At 66.7% G+C, this 19156-nt stretch carries 19 protein-coding genes; 12 read left to right on the top strand and 7 right to left on the bottom strand.

Features of this window, described 5'->3' with window-relative positions; all coding sequences use genetic code 11:
• Positions 1-6: 6 nt before the first annotated feature.
• The 3 genes from HZS63_RS02985 to HZS63_RS02995 all read right to left on the bottom strand — a co-directional run bounded on the left by HZS63_RS02985 (position 7) and on the right by HZS63_RS02995 (position 2066).
• Positions 7-702, bottom strand: a complete 696-nt coding sequence (locus HZS63_RS02985) for a DUF599 domain-containing protein (RefSeq protein ID WP_180682570.1) — start codon at positions 700-702, stop codon at positions 7-9.
• A gap of 68 nt (positions 703-770) precedes the next feature.
• Complete coding sequence (locus HZS63_RS02990; RefSeq protein WP_180682571.1) at positions 771-1325, bottom strand: flavodoxin family protein; 555 nt, start codon at positions 1323-1325, stop codon at positions 771-773.
• A 39-nt stretch (positions 1326-1364) separates the two neighbouring features.
• Positions 1365-2066: a pirin family protein gene (locus tag HZS63_RS02995; protein ID WP_180682572.1), complete on the bottom strand. Its 702-nt coding sequence runs from the start codon at positions 2064-2066 to the stop codon at positions 1365-1367.
• Between the two features lie 87 nt (positions 2067-2153).
• Here HZS63_RS02995 and HZS63_RS03000 point away from each other — a divergent pair, with 87 nt between their 5' ends.
• The 8 genes from HZS63_RS03000 (at position 2154) to mgtE (ending at position 10462) form a co-directional block, all read left to right on the top strand.
• Complete coding sequence (locus HZS63_RS03000; protein ID WP_180682573.1) at positions 2154-3125, top strand: LysR substrate-binding domain-containing protein; 972 nt, start codon at positions 2154-2156, stop codon at positions 3123-3125.
• 45 nt (positions 3126-3170) lie between these two features.
• Positions 3171-4250, top strand: coding sequence for an NAD(P)/FAD-dependent oxidoreductase (locus HZS63_RS03005; RefSeq protein ID WP_180682574.1), 1080 nt, complete (start codon positions 3171-3173; stop codon positions 4248-4250).
• Positions 4250-5182 (top strand): tRNA glutamyl-Q(34) synthetase GluQRS, encoded by a 933-nt coding sequence (gene gluQRS / locus HZS63_RS03010; RefSeq protein ID WP_180682575.1) that lies wholly within the window; start codon positions 4250-4252, stop codon positions 5180-5182. The genes HZS63_RS03005 and gluQRS overlap by 1 nt, the downstream gene beginning before the upstream one ends.
• Positions 5170-5937, top strand: a complete 768-nt coding sequence (gene trmB / locus HZS63_RS03015) for a tRNA (guanosine(46)-N7)-methyltransferase TrmB (RefSeq protein WP_180682576.1) — start codon at positions 5170-5172, stop codon at positions 5935-5937. Before gluQRS ends, trmB begins: the two co-directional genes overlap by 13 nt.
• Entirely contained in the window at positions 5934-7100 is a 1167-nt protein-coding gene (gene ribD, locus HZS63_RS03020) for a bifunctional diaminohydroxyphosphoribosylaminopyrimidine deaminase/5-amino-6-(5-phosphoribosylamino)uracil reductase RibD (protein ID WP_180682577.1), read from the top strand. Before trmB ends, ribD begins: the two co-directional genes overlap by 4 nt.
• 14 nt (positions 7101-7114) lie before the next feature.
• Positions 7115-8062, top strand: coding sequence for a pseudouridine synthase (locus tag HZS63_RS03025; protein WP_180682578.1), 948 nt, complete (start codon positions 7115-7117; stop codon positions 8060-8062).
• Between the two features lie 9 nt (positions 8063-8071).
• Entirely contained in the window at positions 8072-8629 is a 558-nt protein-coding gene (locus HZS63_RS03030; RefSeq protein WP_180682579.1) for a TMEM165/GDT1 family protein, read from the top strand.
• A 459-nt stretch (positions 8630-9088) separates the two neighbouring features.
• A complete protein-coding gene (gene mgtE / locus HZS63_RS03035; protein WP_180682580.1) occupies positions 9089-10462 on the top strand; it encodes a magnesium transporter in 1374 nt (457 codons plus the stop codon).
• Positions 10463-10472: 10 nt separating this feature from the next.
• On the opposite strand, the gene alaS is transcribed toward mgtE, so the two are convergent.
• Positions 10473-13109: an alanine--tRNA ligase gene (gene alaS / locus HZS63_RS03040; RefSeq protein ID WP_180682581.1), complete on the bottom strand. Its 2637-nt coding sequence runs from the start codon at positions 13107-13109 to the stop codon at positions 10473-10475.
• A gap of 50 nt (positions 13110-13159) precedes the next feature.
• The gene (locus HZS63_RS03045) at positions 13160-14260 is read right to left on the bottom strand and encodes an NAD(P)H-dependent flavin oxidoreductase (RefSeq protein WP_246316118.1); all 1101 of its coding nucleotides are present in this window, start codon (positions 14258-14260) and stop codon (positions 13160-13162) included.
• A 52-nt stretch (positions 14261-14312) separates the two neighbouring features.
• Between HZS63_RS03045 and HZS63_RS03050 the strand changes: the two genes are divergently transcribed.
• Together HZS63_RS03050 and HZS63_RS03055 are read left to right on the top strand one after the other, a co-directional pair.
• Positions 14313-14819: a dihydrofolate reductase gene (locus HZS63_RS03050; RefSeq protein WP_180682582.1), complete on the top strand. Its 507-nt coding sequence runs from the start codon at positions 14313-14315 to the stop codon at positions 14817-14819.
• Between the two features lie 7 nt (positions 14820-14826).
• Positions 14827-15951, top strand: a complete 1125-nt coding sequence (locus HZS63_RS03055; protein ID WP_180682583.1) for a GGDEF domain-containing protein — start codon at positions 14827-14829, stop codon at positions 15949-15951.
• On the opposite strand, the gene HZS63_RS03060 is transcribed toward HZS63_RS03055, so the two are convergent.
• Both HZS63_RS03060 and ffh read right to left on the bottom strand, forming a co-directional pair.
• Entirely contained in the window at positions 15930-16571 is a 642-nt protein-coding gene (locus HZS63_RS03060) for a hypothetical protein (protein WP_246316119.1), read from the bottom strand. The two genes, HZS63_RS03055 and HZS63_RS03060, sit on opposite strands and share 22 nt — an antisense overlap.
• 9 nt (positions 16572-16580) lie before the next feature.
• Positions 16581-17954, bottom strand: coding sequence for a signal recognition particle protein (ffh, locus tag HZS63_RS03065; RefSeq protein WP_180682584.1), 1374 nt, complete (start codon positions 17952-17954; stop codon positions 16581-16583).
• Positions 17955-18012: 58 nt separating this feature from the next.
• Here ffh and HZS63_RS03070 point away from each other — a divergent pair, with 58 nt between their 5' ends.
• Both HZS63_RS03070 and HZS63_RS03075 read left to right on the top strand, forming a co-directional pair.
• Positions 18013-18807 (top strand): cytochrome C assembly family protein, encoded by a 795-nt coding sequence (locus tag HZS63_RS03070; RefSeq protein WP_180682585.1) that lies wholly within the window; start codon positions 18013-18015, stop codon positions 18805-18807.
• The gene (locus HZS63_RS03075) at positions 18804-19061 is read left to right on the top strand and encodes a PP0621 family protein (RefSeq protein ID WP_219339067.1); all 258 of its coding nucleotides are present in this window, start codon (positions 18804-18806) and stop codon (positions 19059-19061) included. Before HZS63_RS03070 ends, HZS63_RS03075 begins: the two co-directional genes overlap by 4 nt.
• The last annotated feature ends 95 nt before the right edge of the window (positions 19062-19156 follow it).

The raw sequence follows: 19156 nt of genomic DNA on the forward strand, positions 1-19156 counted from the left end.
CCGCACTCAATCCTTGAGGATGGCCAGCACCTCGGAACGGAACTCCCGGCTGTAGAGGATGAGCACCACCAGCCCCGTGGCCAGCACCATGGCCAGGGGCGAGATGAACCAGGCCAGCGCGGCAAATGAGAAATAGTAGGCCCGCAGCCCGTCATTGAAGCTCTCGGCGGCGGCCCCCACCATGGCGGCGGCCCGGTCCACATAGATGGTGCGATCGAACTTGCCGCTGTCGAAGTCCGCCGGAGGCGGCATGGCACCGATCACCAGCGCCAGAAAGGTGTACTGGCGCATACACCAGGAGAAACGGAAAAAGGCATAGACGAAGATCGCCACCAGCACCAGCACCTTGAACTCGAACACCACGAGCGAGGTGGCTTGCGCAAAGGGAATTTCGCTCATCAGCTCGGTGGCCTTTTCGGTGGTGCCCAGCACCGCGAACAAGCCCCCGACGATCAGGATGGCGGTGGAGGAGAAGAAGGACGGCGTCTGCGACAGGCTCTGGGTGATGATGCCGTCCAGCATGCGCGGCTCGCGCTGGCTGGCCTGCATCATCCAGTAGCGGCGGTAACGGTTGGTGGTGGCGAGCAAGGAAGGGCGTTTGCGTGACCAGGCTCTGGCAAACCAGGCGTAGCCCACCCAGAGGGTCACAAACGCCAACAGGGCCAACCAGTCGGCCCAGGGAAGCAGATCGAAAATATTCATGGCGGGAGGCTCCGGGCATCAAGTATGCCGTGGAACCTCCCGTTCGGGTACGACAGAAACGGGCTGGATCAGGCCTTGAGTCGCGCCGCCACCTCGGCCACACGTTGGCCGAAAAGGCGCGCCGTCTCCAAGTCCCCAGGCAACATGTCGTTGGCGCCGGCATCGGAGGGGCTCTGGGCCATGGCACCCGCGAAAGAGCCAACATAGTTCACGTCGTTGCGCTGGGCTGCTTTGGTGTTGCTCGGCATCAGGCCGGTCCCCACCCAAATGCCGCTGTGCTGCATGGCCAGCGTGAACAGGTAGTGCAGCGTGGACAGTTTGTCACCGTTCATGGTGGCGCTGTTGGTGAAACCGGCAAAAAGCTTGTCTTTCCATTTCTGCGTGACCCAGGCCTTGCTGGATGCGTCAGCAAATTTCTTGAACTGCCAGCTCACGCCACCCATATAGGTGGGGCTGCCCATGATGATGGCATCGGCGGCGTCCAGCATGTCCCAGCCGCCTTCAGGCAGGTTGCCATCGGCATCGATGGCCAGCAGTTCGGCGCCAGCACCATCGGCCACCGATTGCGCCATGCGCTGGGTGTGGCCGTAACCCGAGTGGTACACAACAACGATACGAGACATGATGAACTCCTGGATGGGTTGAACAAGAAATGGACACAATCAGGCAGCAAGATCAAACACCAGCACTTCGGCCGACTGCCCGTCGGATAAAGTGATGGCTGGCTCCCCATGCATACCCAGGGCGTCACCGCTGGCGAGCCGATGACCATTGACCATCAGCTCACCACGGATCAGGTGGACATAAGCCTTGCGGGCGGGGTCGAGCGGCAAGCGGGCAGACTCATCCCCGTCAAACAGGCCGGCATAGAGTAACGCATCGGCATGCAGGCTGACCGAGCCCTGCGCTCCATGGGGTGACGCGACCAGCCGCAGCCGACCTCTTTTTTCGCTTTCGGTGAAGGTCTTTTGCTCGTAGCTGGGCGGGATGCCCGTGACATCGGGCTGGATCCAGATTTGCAAAAAATGGGTGAACTGGTCCGGGGCCTGGTTGAATTCGCTGTGCAGCACGCCGCGCCCAGCGCTCATGCGCTGCACATCGCCCGGCAAAATGCCTTTGACATGGCCCATGCTGTCGCGGTGCGCAAGGCAGCCCTCCAGCACATAGCTGATGATTTCCATGTCGCGATGGCCGTGGGTGCCGAAACCGGTACCCGGTGCGATCCGGTCTTCATTGATCACTCGCAGATTGCCCCAGCCCATGTGCCGAGGGTCGTGGTAATCGGCAAACGAAAACGAGTGCTTGCTGACCAGCCAGCCGTGGTCGGCATGGCCTCGGTCTTCGGAGCGGCGGATGTGGATCATGCTGCGAATTCTGCCTGTCGCCTCTGGGGCTGAATGTGTATGGATTTGCTGTCATCATTCAAATGTTTTGAATTGAAAGACCGAACCATGTCCTCGCCCCGAACCGCACTGTCGCCGGACAACCTTCATCTGCTGGAGACGGTCGCCCGCACCGGCAGCATGGCAGCGGCGGCGCGTGAGCTCGGGCTGGTGCCCAGCGCCCTGACCTACCGTGTGCGTCAGATGGAGGAGGCGCTGGATGTGCTGCTGTTCGATCGCCGCTCGCGCCGCGCCCAGCTCACCCCTGCCGGCGCCGAGCTGTTGCGCACCGGGGAGCGCCTGCTGCTCGAGCTCGACGCCGTGGCCCAACGGGTACGCCGCATCGCCACCGGCTGGGAGCCCCAGCTCACCCTGGCCGCCGACGCCGTGATCGCGCGCAGCACGCTGTTCGAGTTGTTCCAGGACTTCTACGCGCTGGGGGCGCCCACGCGGTTGCGCCTGCGCTCCGAGACGCTCTCCGGCACGCTGGAAGCCTTGCTGACCGGCCAGGCCGACCTGGCACTGGGGGTACTGATCGACGGCTCGCTGCCTTCGGAAATCCACTGCGAACCCTTGGGCGAGGTGGAATTCGTCTTCGTGGTGGCCCCCCATCATCCGCTGGCCGACACCCCGGAGCCGCTGACGCCGATCGACATCCAGGCCCATCGGGTGGTGGCCGTGGCCGATACCTCGCAGCGCGGCCAAGGCATGAGCTTCGGCCTGCTGCCGGGACAGGACGTGCTCACCGTCGGCACCATGCAGGAAAAGCTCGACGCCCAGCGGCGCGGCCTGGGCTGCGGCTCCCTGCCCCGACCGCTGGTCCAACCCCTGCTCGACACCGGTGAAATGGTGCACAAACGCACCACCCTGCCGCCACGCCTCTACCGCCCCGGTTATGCCTGGCATGCCCCCATGAGCCCGGCAGCCCGACGAGGCCCGGCGCACCCGGGCCTGCATACACCCGGACGCGCCCTGCAGTGGTGGCTGGAACGCCTGGCCCACCGCACCACGCGCGATGCCCTGTTGCATCACCATGTCTGAACCGGGCGATCCCAAGCTACACTGACTTCCAGCACGGAGATCCACATGCCGCCCACACCCCGCCCTTCCTCTGCAACGACAGCCCAACACATCGCCATCGTCGGTGCGGGCATGGCCGGCGTCACCTGCGCACGCACCCTGATCCAGGCGGGCCACCGCGTCACGCTGATCGAGAAAAGCCGGGGGGCTGGCGGTCGCATGGCCACGCGACGCACCGAATTCGGTGGTTTCGACCACGGCGCCCAGTTCTTCACGGTGCGCGACCCCCGTTTCGAGCAGGTGCTCAGACTCGATCCTTCGCTCATTGCCCCCTGGAAGGCGAACACCGTGCGCGTGCTGGATGCGCTGGGCCAAACCATGGCCAGCACGCCAGAGCCGCGCGATACCCGCTGGGTGGCCGTGCCGGGCATGAACGCCCTGGTCAAGCGCTGGGTAGAGCCGCTGAGCAACGGCACACTGGCGGGCGCCTTGCATCTCGAATCCCAGGTCACGCGCATCGAAGCCGATGCGCTACACCCCAAGCGCTGGCAGCTCCGGCTGGAAGGGGTGCAGGGGGCCCAGCAAGTGCTGGGGGGCTTTGACCAGGTGGTGCTCGCGGTGCCCCACCCACAGGCCGATACCCTGCTGCGCGCCAGCGCCTTGGCCCCCAAACTCAGCAAAGCCCTGCAGACCGTGGACGTGGCCCCGTGCTGGACACTGATGCTGGCCTTTCCACAGGCCATGCAGCCGGGGCTGGAGTCCTTCGGCCCGCGCTGGCACGCGGCCAGCAGCGACCACCACCGCATCCGCTGGGTGGCCCGAGAACCGAGCAAGCCGGGGCGCTCCGCGGTGGAACGCTGGACGGTGCAGGCCAGCCCGGAATGGTCGGCCGAACACTTGGAAGACGACCCCGAGCGCGTGAAAGCCAAACTGCTCAAGGGTTTCGCCGAAATCACCGGCATCCGCGCCACGCCGGCACATGCCGTCGTCCACCGCTGGCGTTATGCCCAGACTCGACAGCCGCTGGGCCAACCTTTTTTGCGCGACGGCAAGCTCGGCATCGCGCTGTGCGGCGACTGGTGCCTGGGGCACCGGGTGGAGAACGCCTTCGTGTCCGGGCTGGAACTGGCCCTGGCCATGGCCTGATGCCGTACCGCGGTCGGTTCGCGCCGTCGCCCACGGGGCCTCTGCACGCCGGCTCGCTGGTCGCGGCCCTGGCCAGTTGGCTGGACGCTCGCGCGCACCGGGGCGTCTGGCTCGTTCGCCTCGAAGACGTGGACACCCCGCGCTGCGTGCCGGGCGCAGACCGCACCATTCTGGAACAACTGGCTCGCTGCGGACTGGAACCCGACGAACCGCCCACCTGGCAATCGCAACACGGCAACGCCTACGCCCTGGCGCTGGATAACCTGGTCCAGCGCGGCTGGGCCTATCCCTGTGCCTGCACCCGCAAGGACATCGACGCCACTTGGCGGGCACGAGGGGTGCATCATGAACGCCATGCCGAGCGGGTCTATCCCGGCACCTGCCGCCCCGAGCATGGCGGCCTGCGTGGGCGGCCACCCCGTGCCTGGCGCCTGCACGTGGACCGCGTCCAGCAGGCCCTGCAACGGCCCACCCCCACCCTCTGGACCGACCGCCGGCTCGGACCCCAGCGGCAGAACGTGGCCACCGAGGTCGGCGACTTCGTGCTGCGACGTGCCGACGGCCTGTGGGCCTATCAACTGGCCGTGGTGGTGGACGACGCACGCCAAGGCATCAGCCACGTGGTGCGGGGCGAGGACCTGACCGACAACACCGCCCGCCAGATCGTGCTGCAACAGGCCCTGGGCCTGCCCACGCCGCGCTACCTGCACACCCCGCTGGTGAACGGCCCCAACGGGGAAAAACTCTCGAAGCAGAACGGAGCCGAGGCGCTGGACCTCACCGATCCGCTCCAGGCCTTGAACCAGGCCGCCCAAGTGCTGGGTTTGCCGCCGCAAACCTCGGGGGTGCCAAGCGCTTTGCGGGCCTGGACGGCGCAATGGCAAAGCCGCTGGTTCGATCCGACGGCCGAATCTCTACAATGCCGGGGGTGAACAGCGCAACCCTGCCCTCCCCCACCCCCGTCGAGTCGCCTGCCGGTACGGGCATACCCGGCGGTGTGGCACACCCCAAAACCATCAAAAGCTTCGTCAAACGCGCGGGCCGCACCACCACCGGCCAGGCCAAGGCTTTGGCCGAATGGGGGCCCCGCTTTCTGCTGCCCTACACCGGCCAAGTCATCGATCCCACCGCCCTGTTCGGCCGAGCGGGGCCGCTGATTCTGGAAATCGGCTTCGGCATGGGCGAAGCGACCGCGCACATCGCCCAGGTGCGCCCGCAGGACAACTTCCTCTGCTGCGAAGTGCACGAACCCGGTGTCGGGGCCCTGCTCAAACGCATCGGCGAGCAGGGATTGACCAACATCCGCATCCTGCAGCACGACGCGGTGGAGGTGCTCGACCACATGCTGCCGCCAGCCAGCCTGGACGGCGTGCACATCTTCTTCCCCGACCCCTGGCACAAGAAGAAGCACCACAAACGCCGGCTGGTCCAAGCGCCCTTCGTGGCCAAGCTGGCGCAACGCCTCAAGCCGGGCGGCTATATCCATTGCGCCACCGACTGGCAGCCCTATGCCGAACAGATGCTCGCGGTGCTCGGCGCCGAGCCCCTGCTGACCAACACGGCGGCCGATGCGGGCCTCGGAGGCTACGCCCCCAAGCCCGACTACCGGCCGCTGACCAAGTTCGAAAACCGCGGCCTGCGCCTCGGCCATGGCGTGTGGGACGTGGTGTTCCGCCGCCGGCCATGACCACTGCTCCGCCCTGCCCCCCCGAATGGCTCGCCGGCCTGGACACGCTGGCCGAACGCGCCATCGGCCTGTCCGACCCCAACCCCCGCGTGGCCTGCCGGATCATCACCACCGACGGCCGCGCCTTTGAAGGCCACACCCAGGCCGCGGGCGGCCCGCATGCCGAAGTCATGGCCTTGCGCTCAGCCCGTACCGCCGGCGCATCGCTGGCCGGCGCCACCGCCCTCGTCACGCTGGAACCCTGCAGCCACCATGGCCGCACCCCGCCCTGCTGCGACGCCCTGATCGACGCGGGCGTGGGCCGTGTGGTCATCGCACTGCCCGACCCCAACCCCCTCGTCGGCGGGCAAGGCATTGCGCGGCTGCGGGCCGCAGGCATCGCCGTGGACCTGCTGCCGGCCGACCACCCGCTGGCCGTGGCCAGCCGCGAACTCAACATCGGCTTTCTGAGCCGCATGGAGCGTGGCCGGCCCTGGGTGCGCATGAAAATTGCCGCCTCGCTCGACGGCACCACCGCGCTGCCCAACGGGGTGAGCCAATGGATCACCGGTGAAGCTGCCCGCACCGACGGCCACGCTTGGCGGCGCCGCGCCTCGGCTGTGCTCACCGGCATCGGCACCGTGCAGGAAGACGACCCCCGGCTCGACGTCCGCCTCGTGCCCACACAGCGCCAGCCGCGCCGGGTGGTGGTGGACTCCCGGCTCGACATCCCCCCCCAGGCACGCATTCTGCAGCCCCCGGGCGAAGTCTGGATCTACAACGCCGCCGATCCGCACGCCACGGCCCCGGCCCGCGCGGCTTTGCGCTCGCAAGGCGCTGTGCTCATCGACTGTCCGGGCCCCGCCAAGGCGGCCGGCGGCACGCCCAAGGTGGATCTGGCCGCCATGCTGCACGATCTGGCCCGGCGCGAAGTCAACGAACTCCACGTGGAGGCCGGCCACAAGCTCAACGGCTCTTTGCTGCGCGAAGGGCTGGTGGATGAGCTGCTGCTCTACCTTGCGCCCAGGCTGCTCGGCCCCGGCGCCGGACTCGCCCACATCGGCCCCTTTGAGGCGCTGCAACAAGGCCTGGAACTGGTGTTCAGCGAGGTGGTGCCCGTGGGCCCCGATCTGCGGATTCGTGCGCGCTTCGTTCCCAGCCCCCAGCCCCCCTCCTCACCCTGAAGCGGGCCAACCCCATGGCCCACGTGCCCAAGAACCCCGCCATTCCCATGCGCGACGGCGTGTCACCCAGTTGCGTCGCCCTGCCGCGCATGCGGGCAACACCCTGGGCCACCGTGCTGGATTTTCTGGCTCACCGCCTGCCCCGCGTGGGGCGCGACGAGTGGCGGGCGCGCATGTCCGCCGGTGAAGTGGTCGGCGACGACGGCCAACCCCTTGCCCCGCACACCCCCTACTTGCATGGCGCCCGCGTGTACTACTGGCGTGCCCTGCCGCAAGAGCCCGTCATCCCGTTCGAAGCCCAGGTGCTGTTTCGCGATGAGCACCTCGTCGTGGCCGACAAGCCCCATTTCCTGCCCGTGACCCCAGGGGGCCGCTACGTGCAGCAAAGCCTGCTGGTGCGCCTCAAGCGGGAACTGGGCCTGGCCGATCTGAGCCCGCTGCACCGCATCGACCGTGAAACGGCCGGCCTGGTGGTGTTCAGCGTGCGGCCGCAGGACCGCGACGCCTACCAGCGCCTGTTCCGCGAACGCCGCATCCACAAAAGCTACGAAGCCATCGCGCCTGCCGCGCCCCACCTGCCTTGGCCGATGATCAGGCAGAGCCACATCCTGGCATGCGAAGACGCGTTCTACAAGATGCGCGAGGCCGCGCCAGAAGAAGGCCTGGCGCCCAACAGCGAAACCCGCATCGAGCCACTGGAACAACAAGGCCCGTGGGCACGCTACCGCCTGGAACCCGTGACCGGCAAGCGCCACCAGTTGCGGGTGCACATGCACGGCCTGGGCCTGGCCATCGCCGGCGACCAGTTCTACCCCGTGGTGCGCCGCCTGCCCGGTGAACCCGAAGACTACGCCGAACCGCTGCACCTACTGGCCCAGACCCTGAGCTTCACCGACCCGATGACCGGCCAGGAACGCCATTTCCAGAGCCAGCGCGTGCTGGACTGGCCCTCCGCCCCTTGAAACCCCTTCATGGAAGCCCTCCTCCTCTCCACCGGCCTGGTGGCGCTTGCCGAAATCGGCGACAAGACCCAGCTGCTGGCCTTGCTGCTGGCAGCCCGTTTTCGGAAACCTTGGCCCATCGCCTGGGGCATACTGGTCGCCACCCTGGCCAACCATGCCCTCGCGGGGAGTGTCGGTCTGTTGGTGGCGCGCTGGCTCACCGACGACATCCTGCGCTGGGTGCTGGGCATCGGCTTTCTGGCCATGGCGGTGTGGATGCTGATCCCTGACCAGCTCGACGCACAGCCCGAGACCCAGGGCCGCTGGGGCGTGTTCGGCACCACCTGCGTGCTGTTCTTTCTGGCCGAGATGGGCGACAAGACCCAGCTCGCCACCGTGGCACTGGCGGCCCAGTTCAACGCCTGGTTCCCCGTGGTGGCCGGCACCACGCTGGGCATGATGATCGCCAACGCCCCCGCGGTGTGGCTGGGGGACCGCATGGCCCACCGCCTGCCGGTGCGCGCGATTCACCTGGGCGCCGCTGCGCTGCTGGCCGTGCTGGGTGTGTGGGCCTTGTGGGGCTGGTGAATGTTGCACAGCAACAAAACCCCGTGGTAAACTTTTTAGATATCTATTTTTGGACCCGCTTGTGGACAGTGACAGTAGCCCATCGATGCTGACGACCGGAACGGTCGGCGCTTCGCGTACCCTGCACTGACGCCCAGCCCTTCCTTGGCGCGGCGTCGATCCGGCACGCCGCCCACCCTTCCTTCTCTGCACGCCTGCCGTTGTGGTTTCGCCGCGCCTTGTCTGCGCACCGGCGACCCCGCAAGCGAATGCTACTCTGCTGCCCGTTCACAACGGGGTCGTCTGATCCCGTTACGCTGGCCGCGCCAGCAAGGAGTTGTCATGGACCCCGATCCCAGTTGTCACATACCCGATCGCTTCACCCTCAATCCTTTCAGTTTGACGGCTCAACGCCCACCATCCCACGCCTGACCATGGCCACATGGGATCTGGTGGATGCTGGAGCCACCGGAGACGCCCATGAACCGCGAAGACCTGAAGCTCACCCTGGCCGCGCTGCGCCGTTCGCTCGACGGCAAGGCCTTCACCCAACTGGTCCACCGCACCCCTGCGGCCGACGTTGCCGACGAACTCGAAACCCTACCCGTGGCCGATGTGGCCGCCCTGCTGCAGACCCTCCCGGCGACCGACCGTACCGAACTCTTCTCGCACCTGCCGGAGCGTTTGCAGGACGCCCTGCTGCCCGCCCTGCCCCGGCCAGTGGTGGTGCAACTGTTCGAGACCCTGCCCTCCGACGACCGCGCAGACCTGTTCAACCGCCTGAGCGAGGACGCCCAGGCCCAGCTCCTGCCCGCCCTGGCCCAGGTCGAGCGGGAAGACATCCTGCGGTTGGCCGCCTACCCCGAAGGCTCGGTAGGTTCAGCCGTCACCTCCGACTACGTGGCCGTCACGGCCGACATGACGTCCCGGGCGGCGCTGGACCTCATCCGCGCCACCGCACCCGATAAAGAGACCATTTACGTCATCTACGTCCTCAACGCCGAACGCCAGTTGCTCGGCACACTGTCGCTGCGCGACCTGGTGCTGTGCCCCCCTGAAAGCCGCATTGGCGACCTGATGCGCAAGGAACCCGTGTTCGCCAAGGCCAAATGGCCGCGGGCGCAAGCGGCCGAGCTGATCCGCCGCTACGATCTGTTGGCCCTGCCCGTCATCAATGGCGGCAACCGCATGATCGGCATCGTCACCGTGGACGACGCCATGGACATCGAAAAGGAGCAGGACGCCACCCAGCTGGCCCGCTTCGGGGGCACCGCCATCATGGGCGGACCGGACCTGAACATCCGCGAATCCTCGATTGGCCAGATGTACAAGACCCGGGTGTTCTGGCTGGCCATGCTGACCTGCTTCGGTGTCATCACCAGCACCTTCATCGCCGGACAGGAGGCGATCCTGGCCGAAGTCATCGTTCTGGCCGCCTTCATCGCCCCGATCATCGACATGGGCGGCAACACCGGCAGCCAGTCGGCCACACTGGTGATCCGGGCGATGGCCATTGGAGACGTGAAGCTCAAGTGGCGCGACATCTGGTTCGTGGTCAAGCGCGAAATCCCCGTTGCGCTGGGCCTGGGCGTGACCATCGCCATCCTGGAGGCCATCCTGGCCTATGTCAGCAAGGGTGTGGGTTTTGAGGTGCTGCTGGTGGTGGGCCTGACCATGCTCATCGTCACCGTGCTGGGCGGCGTCATCGGAGCCTTGCTGCCGTTTGCCGCCCGGCGCATGGGCACCGATCCGGCCACCCTCAGCTCCCCCATGATCACATCGATCATGGACTTGCTGGGGGTATTCATCTACTTTTACATCGCCTACTTGTTCCTCGGCCACCTGATCGGCTGAGCAACAGGCTTCAAACCCGCTCGCCCACCCAGTGGGCGACGGACTCCAGCGCCAGCGGCAAAGCGTTGGGGTTGTTGCCGCCCGCCATGGCCATGTCGGGCTTGCCACCGCCTTTGCCGCCCACATGGTGGGCAACGAAATTCACCAGCTCGCCAGCCTTGACCTTGCCCACCGTGTCGGGCGTCACGCCCGCAGCGAGTTGCACCTTGCTCCCATCGACCGCAGCGAGCACGATGACGGCGGTCTTGAGCTTGTCCTTGAGCTTGTCCATGGTCTCGCGCAGTGCCTTGGCGTCGGCGCCTTCCAGTCGCGCGGCCAACACCTTCACACCCTTGACATCCACGGCTTGGTTCATCAGCTCGTCGCCCTGTACGGCTGCCAGCTTGCCTTTGAGCGCGGCCATTTCCTTTTCCAGCTCGCGTATCTGTTCCAGCAAACTGCCCACGCGCGCAGGCACGTCGCCAGGAGCCACCTTCAGTGTGCCGGCCACGCCACCCAGGGTGGCTTCCATGTTTTGCACGTAGCGCAGGGCGGTCAGGCCGGTCGTGGCCTCGATACGACGCACACCGGCCGCCACGCCGCCTTCGGCGGTGATGGTGAAAAAGCCGATGTCCCCCGTGCGCGCCACGTGGGTGCCGCCGCAGAGCTCGCGGCTGGTGCCGATGTCGAGCACGCGCACGGTGTCACCGTACTTTTCGCCAAACAGCATCATGGCACCCGTGGCTTTGGCAGACTCGATATCCATCACCCGAGCCTGGGTGGGCACGTTGTCGATGATCTCGGCATTGACGCGGATTTCGATCTCGCGGATCTGTGCGTCGGTCAGCGGGGCGTTGTGGGTGAAGTCGAAGCGCGTTTTTTCGGCATCCACCAGGGAGCCTTTCTGCTGCACGTGCTCGCCGAGCACTTCGCGCAAGGCCTTGTGCATGAGGTGGGTGACCGAGTGGTTGCGCATGGTGGCGGCGCGAAGGGCCATGTCCACCCGGGCGTCCACGTGGTCGCCCACGGCCAGGGTACCGGTTTCCAGCACGCCGTGGTGGCCGAATACGTCGGCTTTGATCTTCTGGGTGTCTTCCACCCGGAAGCGGGCGGAGCCGCTGATCAGCGTCCCCTGGTCGCCCACCTGGCCGCCGCTTTCGGCATAGAAGGGCGTCGTGTCCAACACCACCACGCCAGCCTGGCCGTGTTTGAGTTCGGCCACCGGGGTGCCATCCATGTAGAGGGCCACCACCTTGGCCTGGACTTGCAATTGCTCATAGCCCACGAAGGTGTTGTCTGGGCCATGGTAGTCGAGCACCTTGTCCATTTTGAACTTGCCGGCAGCGCGGCCCTGCGCCTTCTGGCGCTCCATGGCGGCCTCGAAGCCGGCCGTGTCCACCGTGACGCCTCGCTCGCGGCACACGTCGTTGGTCAGGTCCAGCGGAAAGCCGTAGGTGTCGTGCAGCTTGAAGGCCACCTCACCGGACAGCACCTGCTCGCCGTTGCTCAGCGCGGCGTCCAGAATGTCCATGCCGTGGGCCAGCGTCTCGTAGAAGCGCTCTTCCTCGGTCTTGAGCACCTCGGCGATGCGCTGGGCCTGGGCCGCCAGGTGGGGATAGGCCTCGCCCATCTGGGCCACCAGGTCAGGCACCAGTTTGTGGAAGAACGGTGCCTTGCACCCGAGCTTGTAGCCGTGACGGATGGCGCGGCGCACGATGCGACGCTGCACGTAGCCCCGGCCTTCGTTGCTGGGGATCACGCCGTCGGCCACCAGGAAGGCGGTGGCCCGCAGGTGGTCGGCGATCACGCGCAGGCTGGGGCTGTGCAGATCGGCGCACCCGGTTTCGCGCGCGGCGGCAGCGATGAGCTTCTGGAACAAATCGATTTCGTAGTTGCTGTGCACACCTTGCAAGATGGCGGCCAGACGCTCCAGGCCCATGCCGGTGTCCACACAGGGGGCGGGCAGCGGGGTGACGGAGCCGTCTTCGTGCATCTCGTACTGCATGAACACGTTGTTCCAGATCTCGATGAAGCGGTCGCCATCTTCTTCGGGGCTGCCCGGGGGGCCGCCGGGGATGTGCGGACCGTGGTCGTAGAAGATTTCGCTGCACGGGCCACAGGGACCGGTGTCGGCCATCATCCAGAAGTTGTCGCTCTTGTAGCGGCCGCCCTTGTTGTCGCCGACGCGGATCACGCGCTCGGGCGGCAGGCCGATTTCTTTCGTCCAGATGTCGTAAGCCTCGTCGTCTTCGGCATACACCGTGGCGAGCAGGCGCTCTGCAGGCAGCTTGTAGACTTCGGTCAGCAGTTCCCAGGCCCATTTCAGGCTTTCGCGTTTGAAGTAGTCGCCAAAAGACCAGTTGCCCAGCATTTCGAAGAAGGTGTGGTGGCGCGCGGTGTAGCCGACGTTCTCCAGGTCGTTGTGCTTGCCACCGGCACGCAGGCAGGCCTGCACGGATGCGGCGCGCACGTAGCTGCGCTTGTCGGTACCCAGAAACACGTCCTTGAACTGCACCATGCCCGAGTTGGTGAACATCAGCGTGGGGTCGTTGCTCGGCACCAGCGGGCTGGACGCCACGACCGTGTGGCCGCGCTCGGCGAAGAAGTCCAAAAAGGTCTTGCGGATCTCGGCCACGGTGGCCACGGGCGTCGAGGTAGGCTGGGTCATGATGGGTGTCGCGGATCGATAGGCTGGCGCAAGCCAGCAAACCTTTTATTTTAGGCGGTTGGGGCTTGTGCGCGCTCCCATGCGGCCCAAGCCGCTTCGCCCAGCCGTCGCGTCAGCTCGGCTGCCGCCAGTGGCTCACACAGTGGCGCCGCCTGCCCGGCCCAGAGGGGGGTGCAATCGTCGAGCCCCGCGGCCTCTGCGGCAGCCCGCACGGGCGCCATCGCCCAGCCGGCCAGCGGAAATGCCGGAGCGCGTGCACTCAGGCAGGTCGCGCCATCGCCCAACTCGCGCATGGCGCGGTTCACAATGCCACGCGCTGGCCGGCCGGTGAACACATTGGTGAGCGCCGTGTGCCCCGCGCGCGAGGACTGCAACGCCGCCCGGTGCAAGGGGTGAGTCTGGGCCTCGGGGCTCAGCAGATAGGCCGTACCCACTTGCACCCCGGCCGCGCCCAAGGCCATGGCGGCACGCACCCCCTGCGGGTCGGCAATACCCCCGGCCGCCAACACGGGCACCTGCACCGCACGGACGATCTGCGGCAGCAGTGCCATCAAGCCGGATTGGGTGGTCACGTCAGCCGTGAGGAACATGCCCCGGTGCCCGCCCGCCTCCAGACCCTGTGCGACGATCACGTCCACGCCGTTGCGCTCCAGCCAGCGGGCTTCGTCCACAGTGGTGGCGCTGCTCCACACTTGGGCGCCCCAGGCCTTGATCTCGGCCACCAGGGCCGGGGCCGGCAAGCCGAAATGAAAGCTCACCACTGGCGGACGGAACGGGCGGATCACCTCCAGCGCCTCGGGGCTGAAGGGGGCCCGGCCCGCCACCGCCTGCCCGACAGGCAGCACGGCGCCGAACCGATCGGCCAAAGGCCGCAAGGCATCGAGCCAGGCCGCCTCACGCACCGGGTCGTGTGGCGGCGGGGTGTGACAGAAGAAATTCACATTCCATGGCCCCTGGGCCTGGCGGCTCAGAAGGTCCAGCTCCTGGCGCAGGGCGTCGAGTGACAGCGTGGCCGCCGGGAGCGACCCCAACCCTCCGGCGCCACAGACTGCCAACGCCAGCGCACTGCCTTGCGAGCCGGCCATGGGCGCCTGGACCACGGGCAGGCGCAGTCCGAGTTTGTTCATCCAGCAAGAGGGCTTGGCATTCATGCGTCTATTGTGCCGGCTGTGCCGCCGATCGGCCCTGTTATGCTTGTCGCCCATGCGGATCAATCTCATCTTCGCGCGGGCGCAGAATGGCGTGATCGGGAAAGGCAACGCCATGCCCTGGCACCTGCCGGAGGATCTGGCCCATTTCAAGCGGCACACCCTAGGTTGCCCGGTCATCATGGGCCGGACAACCTGGTATTCGCTGCCCGAACGTTTTCGGCCGCTGCCCGGTCGGCTGAACCTCGTCCTCACACGCGACGCCGACACCGCCGCTCGGCTGCGCAGCGAAGGGGCGCTGCCCATGTCCGGCCTGCACGAAGCGCTGGCCCACTGCGCCGCCCTGCCGGAGCAGCCCGAGGAGGTCTGGATCATGGGCGGTGCGCAGGTTTATGGTCAGGCCGAACCGCTGGCCCAACGCGCAGTGGTGACGGAAATTGACCAGGTCTTCGAAGGTGACGCCTACGCCCCCTCGCTGGGGGCCGGCTGGCGGGAAACCCATCGCGAAGCCCACCAGTCTGACGCAGGCTACGGCTACGCCTTCGTCACCTACGAGCGCTGAACACCCGATGTCGCCTGCCGCGCAGCGTCCCGTCTCATGGGTCGTCCTGGCGAATCACCGGGTGCGTGCCGCCACCTTCGCCGCCATTTTCCTCGTCATCGCCTCCCACCTGTACGAGCGCCCACAGGGCGGTCTGGTCTGGGCGCTGTTGACTCTGCATTTATGGGTCTATCCGCACCTGCTTTATGCGTTTGCGAACCGGTCGGACAAGCCATTGAAAGTGGAGTATCTGGCCCTGTTGCTCGAACCGGCGCTCATGGGGGCGTGGGCGGCGTGGCTCGGTTTTCCACTGTGGATCGCTTTTCCGGTGTTCCTGGGCTCGCTGATCAGCATCTCCTTGTACCAAGGGCCCCGCGGCACCGCAGGGGCGGCACTGAGCTTCGGGGCTGGCGCCCTCACCGTCATCGCGCTCCACGGCTTCACTTTCGCCCCCGATACCCGTCTCCTGACTTCCGCGCTGGCGATGTCGTCGCTGGGCATCTACCTGCTGCTGGTGGCCGAGGCTGCGCGCCAGCGTGGACTCAAGTTGCGCCATGCACGCGAGGCACTGCGCGAGAAGGAGCAGGCCCTGCAACGGCAGCTCCAGGCCAACCAGTCACTGCAACAGCAACTGCTGGAACAAGCCAACCGCGACGCCCTCACCGGCCTGTTCAATCGCCGCTATCTGGACGCGACCATCCTGCGCGAGCTGGCGCGCAGCCAACGTGAAAGCCAGCCGCTGAGCCTGCTGATCATGGACATCGATCACTTCAAACAGGTGAACGACCGCCACGGCCACCAGGCAGGCGACGAAGTGCTGCGGCAAGTGGCCCAGGCTCTGGCCGCCGGGGCCCGCCAGTCGGACGTGGTGTGTCGGTACGGCGGGGAGGAATACCTGGTGCTGCTGCCCAACGTGACGTGCCACACGGCCCAGGTCCGTGCCGAGGCATACCGGGCCGATGTGCAAACATTGCCCATCCCCTTCGGCCCCGAGATCCTCCACGTCACCATCTCCATCGGCGTGGCCACCTTCCCCCAGCACGGCCAGACCGCCCAGGCGCTGATCCAGCAGGCGGACGCGGCCCTCTATCAGGCCAAGCAGCTTGGCCGCAACCGGGTGGCGGCCCAGAATCAGGCTGGCGGCTTGAGGTAACGCGCATCCGACCAGGTGGCCAGCCACTGCGGGGCGAAGGCCACGAACACCGCCGCGAACAGGCCGGTGAGGAAAGCATCGCCCCAGGCCATGAGCCAACGGGCCACCAGCGCTTCATGCAGCGTGTTGCCACCCAACAGGTGGTGGATGACCTCGTACAAGGCACCGGCCACGAACACCGCGACGGCCGTCCCCAGAAAGGCCCGCCCCAGGGTGTAAATGAACAGGTTGGGCGGTAACCAGCGGCGCAACGCCGCTCCGATGACCAGGGCCAGGGTCGCAGGTACCAGCCCGACCCAGGTCCACTGCGTGAGGACGCTGGCGACCGGCTGGCTACCGATGAGCCAGACCAGCGCGGCCACCCCTGCCAGCAAAGGCACTGCCAGGGGCCAGCCCAGCATCAGCACCAGCAAGCACGCTCCCGACAGTTGCACCTGCAAGCCCTGGGGCAGCTTCTGCGGCAGCAGCCACATCCAGGGCAGCAGGGCCAGGGCGGCCAGGGCGGGCGTGAGCAAGGGGCCGTTGAGCATGCGCCAGGGGCGCATCCACAGCGCCAGCCCCAGCGCCAAGGCCCCCATGCCAGCCTCCAGCACGGTCATCAAGGGCGAAGGGGTCGTCATGGGATGGGTTCACATGCCGGGGAGCCTGGGCATACCCAAGCCCTTCACGCCGCCGAGCTTCTTCATCATCTTCATCAGACCGCCGCCTTTCATCTTCTTCATCATGGCCTGCATCTGCTCGAATTCCTTGAGCAGGCGGTTGACCTCCTGCACATGCACGCCGGCACCGGCGGCGATGCGGCGCTTGCGCGAGGCCTTGATGATCTCGGGCTTGCGACGTTCCTGCGGCGTCATGGCGCAGATGATGCCCTCCTTGCGCTTGATGTCCTTTTCGGCGCGGCTCAGGTCGTTTTCGGTGGCCTTGGCGGTCATCTGGCTGGGCAATTTGTCCATCAAGCTGGACAGGCCGCCCATCTTCTTCATCTGGCGGATCTGCTCCAGGAAGTCCTCCAGGTTGAAGCCTTCACCGCTTTTGACCTTGGCGGCCAGCTTCTGGGCCTGCGCCATGTCCACACCCGCAGTGACTTGCTCCACCAGCGCCACGATGTCGCCCATGCCCAGAATGCGGCCGGCGTGCCGTTCGGCGTCGAACACCTCCAGACCGTCGATCTTCTCGCTGACACCAGCGAACTTGATGGGCGCCCCCGTGACGGTGCGCACCGACAGCGCCGCCCCGCCGCGTGAATCGCCGTCCGTCTTGGTCAGCACAATCCCGGTGAGGGGCAACGCCTCCTTGAAGGCCTTGGCGGTGTTGACCGCGTCCTGGCCCTGCATGGCGTCCACCACAAAGAGCGTTTCCACCGGGTTGAGCGCGGCGTGTAACTGCTGGATCTCGGCCATCAAGACCTCGTCAATGGCCAGACGGCCGGCCGTATCCACCAGCAGCACGTCGAAATAGTGCTTCTTGGCATAGTCCAGCGCGGCGCGGGCAATGTCCAGCGGCTTCTGGTCGGGCGTGCTGGGGAACCATTCGGCCCCGGCCTGCTTGGTCACGGTCTTGAGCTGCTCGATGGCTGCCGGGCGGTACACGTCACCGGAGACCGTCAGCACCTTCTTTTTGCGCTTGTCGATCAGCAGCTTGGCCAGCTTGGCGGTGGTGGTGGTTTTACCGGCGCCCTGCAGGCCGGCCATCAGAATGACCGCTGGCGGCTGGGCGGCGAGGTTGATCTCACTCACCCCTTCGCCCATGGTGGCGGCCAGCTCCTTGTGGATGATGCCCACCAGTGCTTGCCCTGGCGTGAGCGAGCCCACCACTTCCTGGCCGAGTGCCTTGTCCTTGACGCGGGCGATGAAGTCGCGCACCACGGGCAATGCCACGTCGGCCTCCAGCAGCGCCATGCGGACCTCACGCAGCATGTCGGTGACGTTGCTTTCGGTGATGCGCGCCTGGCCGCGCATTTCCTTGACCAGGCGTGACAGTTTTTCAGTAAGGGCGGAGGCCATGCGGTGCTTTGTATGGGTGGGTACGTCAACCGGCCCGGCTGGCCGTTAAACTCTGGGGATGATTTTAGCCGCGAGCCCCTGGTGGACGACCGTGCCCTCGGTGGGTGCGGCGGTCGGCTACGCCGTGCTCGCGGGCTGGTCGTCGCGTCTGGGTCGCAGGGTCATCAGCGCCATCATGGTGGCCGTGTGGGTGCTGCATGGATGGGCGCTGGTGTCGCTACTGGGCGTGGAGCCGGTCCGCTTCGGGTTTGCAACGCTGCTGTCCGTCACGGCATGGCTGGTGTTCACGGTGTACTCCATCGAAACCCGACTCTACCCCCAGTTGGGCACACGCTGGACGCTCGCCGGCCTCGGCGCGCCGGCCGTGCTGCTGGCGCTCATTTTCCCCGGCAGCACCTACCCCGCCCTGCTGTCGAGCTGGCTACCGCTGCATTGGGCCCTGGGCATCGCCTCCTATGGCCTGCTGGGGGTGGCCGTGGCTCATGCCTGGATGATGCAGCGCACCGAACAACAGATTCGCCGCGGCACACCCTCGCCCAACGCGCTGCCTCTGCTTGCCCTGGAGCGCCTCACCTTCCGCTTCGTGGCCGCCGCCTTCGTGCTGCTCACGCTCACCCTGCTGGCGGGCTGGTACTTCACGGTCATTCTGGCCACCAGCGGCTGGGCCTGGACGCACAAGACCGTCTTCACCCTGCTCTCTTGGGCCGTGCTGGGCGTGCTGCTGGGAGGGCGCTGGCTGTGGGGCTGGCGTGGCCGACTGGCGGTGCGCATGCTGTACGCCGCGGCCGGTCTGCTGTTGCTGGGCTACGTGGGATCGCGTTTCGTCCTGGAAGTGGTGTTGCAACGCGCATGATCAAATACCTGCTTGTCATCGCCGTGGTGCTGGTGGCTTTCTACATCTGGCGCCACAACCGCCGGGTGGAGGCGCAACAAGAGGCCGAGCGCGAACACGCCGAACGCCAGCGGCGCACGCGCCGCACCCCTGCTGCGCCCGACGCCATGGTCACCTGCCGGCACTGCGGCCTGCACCTGCCGGCTTCTGAAGCCATCAAGGGCTCGCTGGGTTATTACTGTGGTCAGGAACACCGCCGCTTCGCCGAAGGCTGAATCGGCCCCGCCACCGGAGCCGGCATCGGCCTTTGCGCCTTCCTGGTTCCTGCCCGACCCCGGGTCCGCTGCGCGCGGCCCTTCCACTCGCCAAA

The sequence above is a fragment of the Tepidicella baoligensis genome, assembly GCF_013432195.1.
GTDB classification, from domain to species: domain Bacteria; phylum Pseudomonadota; class Gammaproteobacteria; order Burkholderiales; family Burkholderiaceae_C; genus Tepidicella; species Tepidicella baoligensis.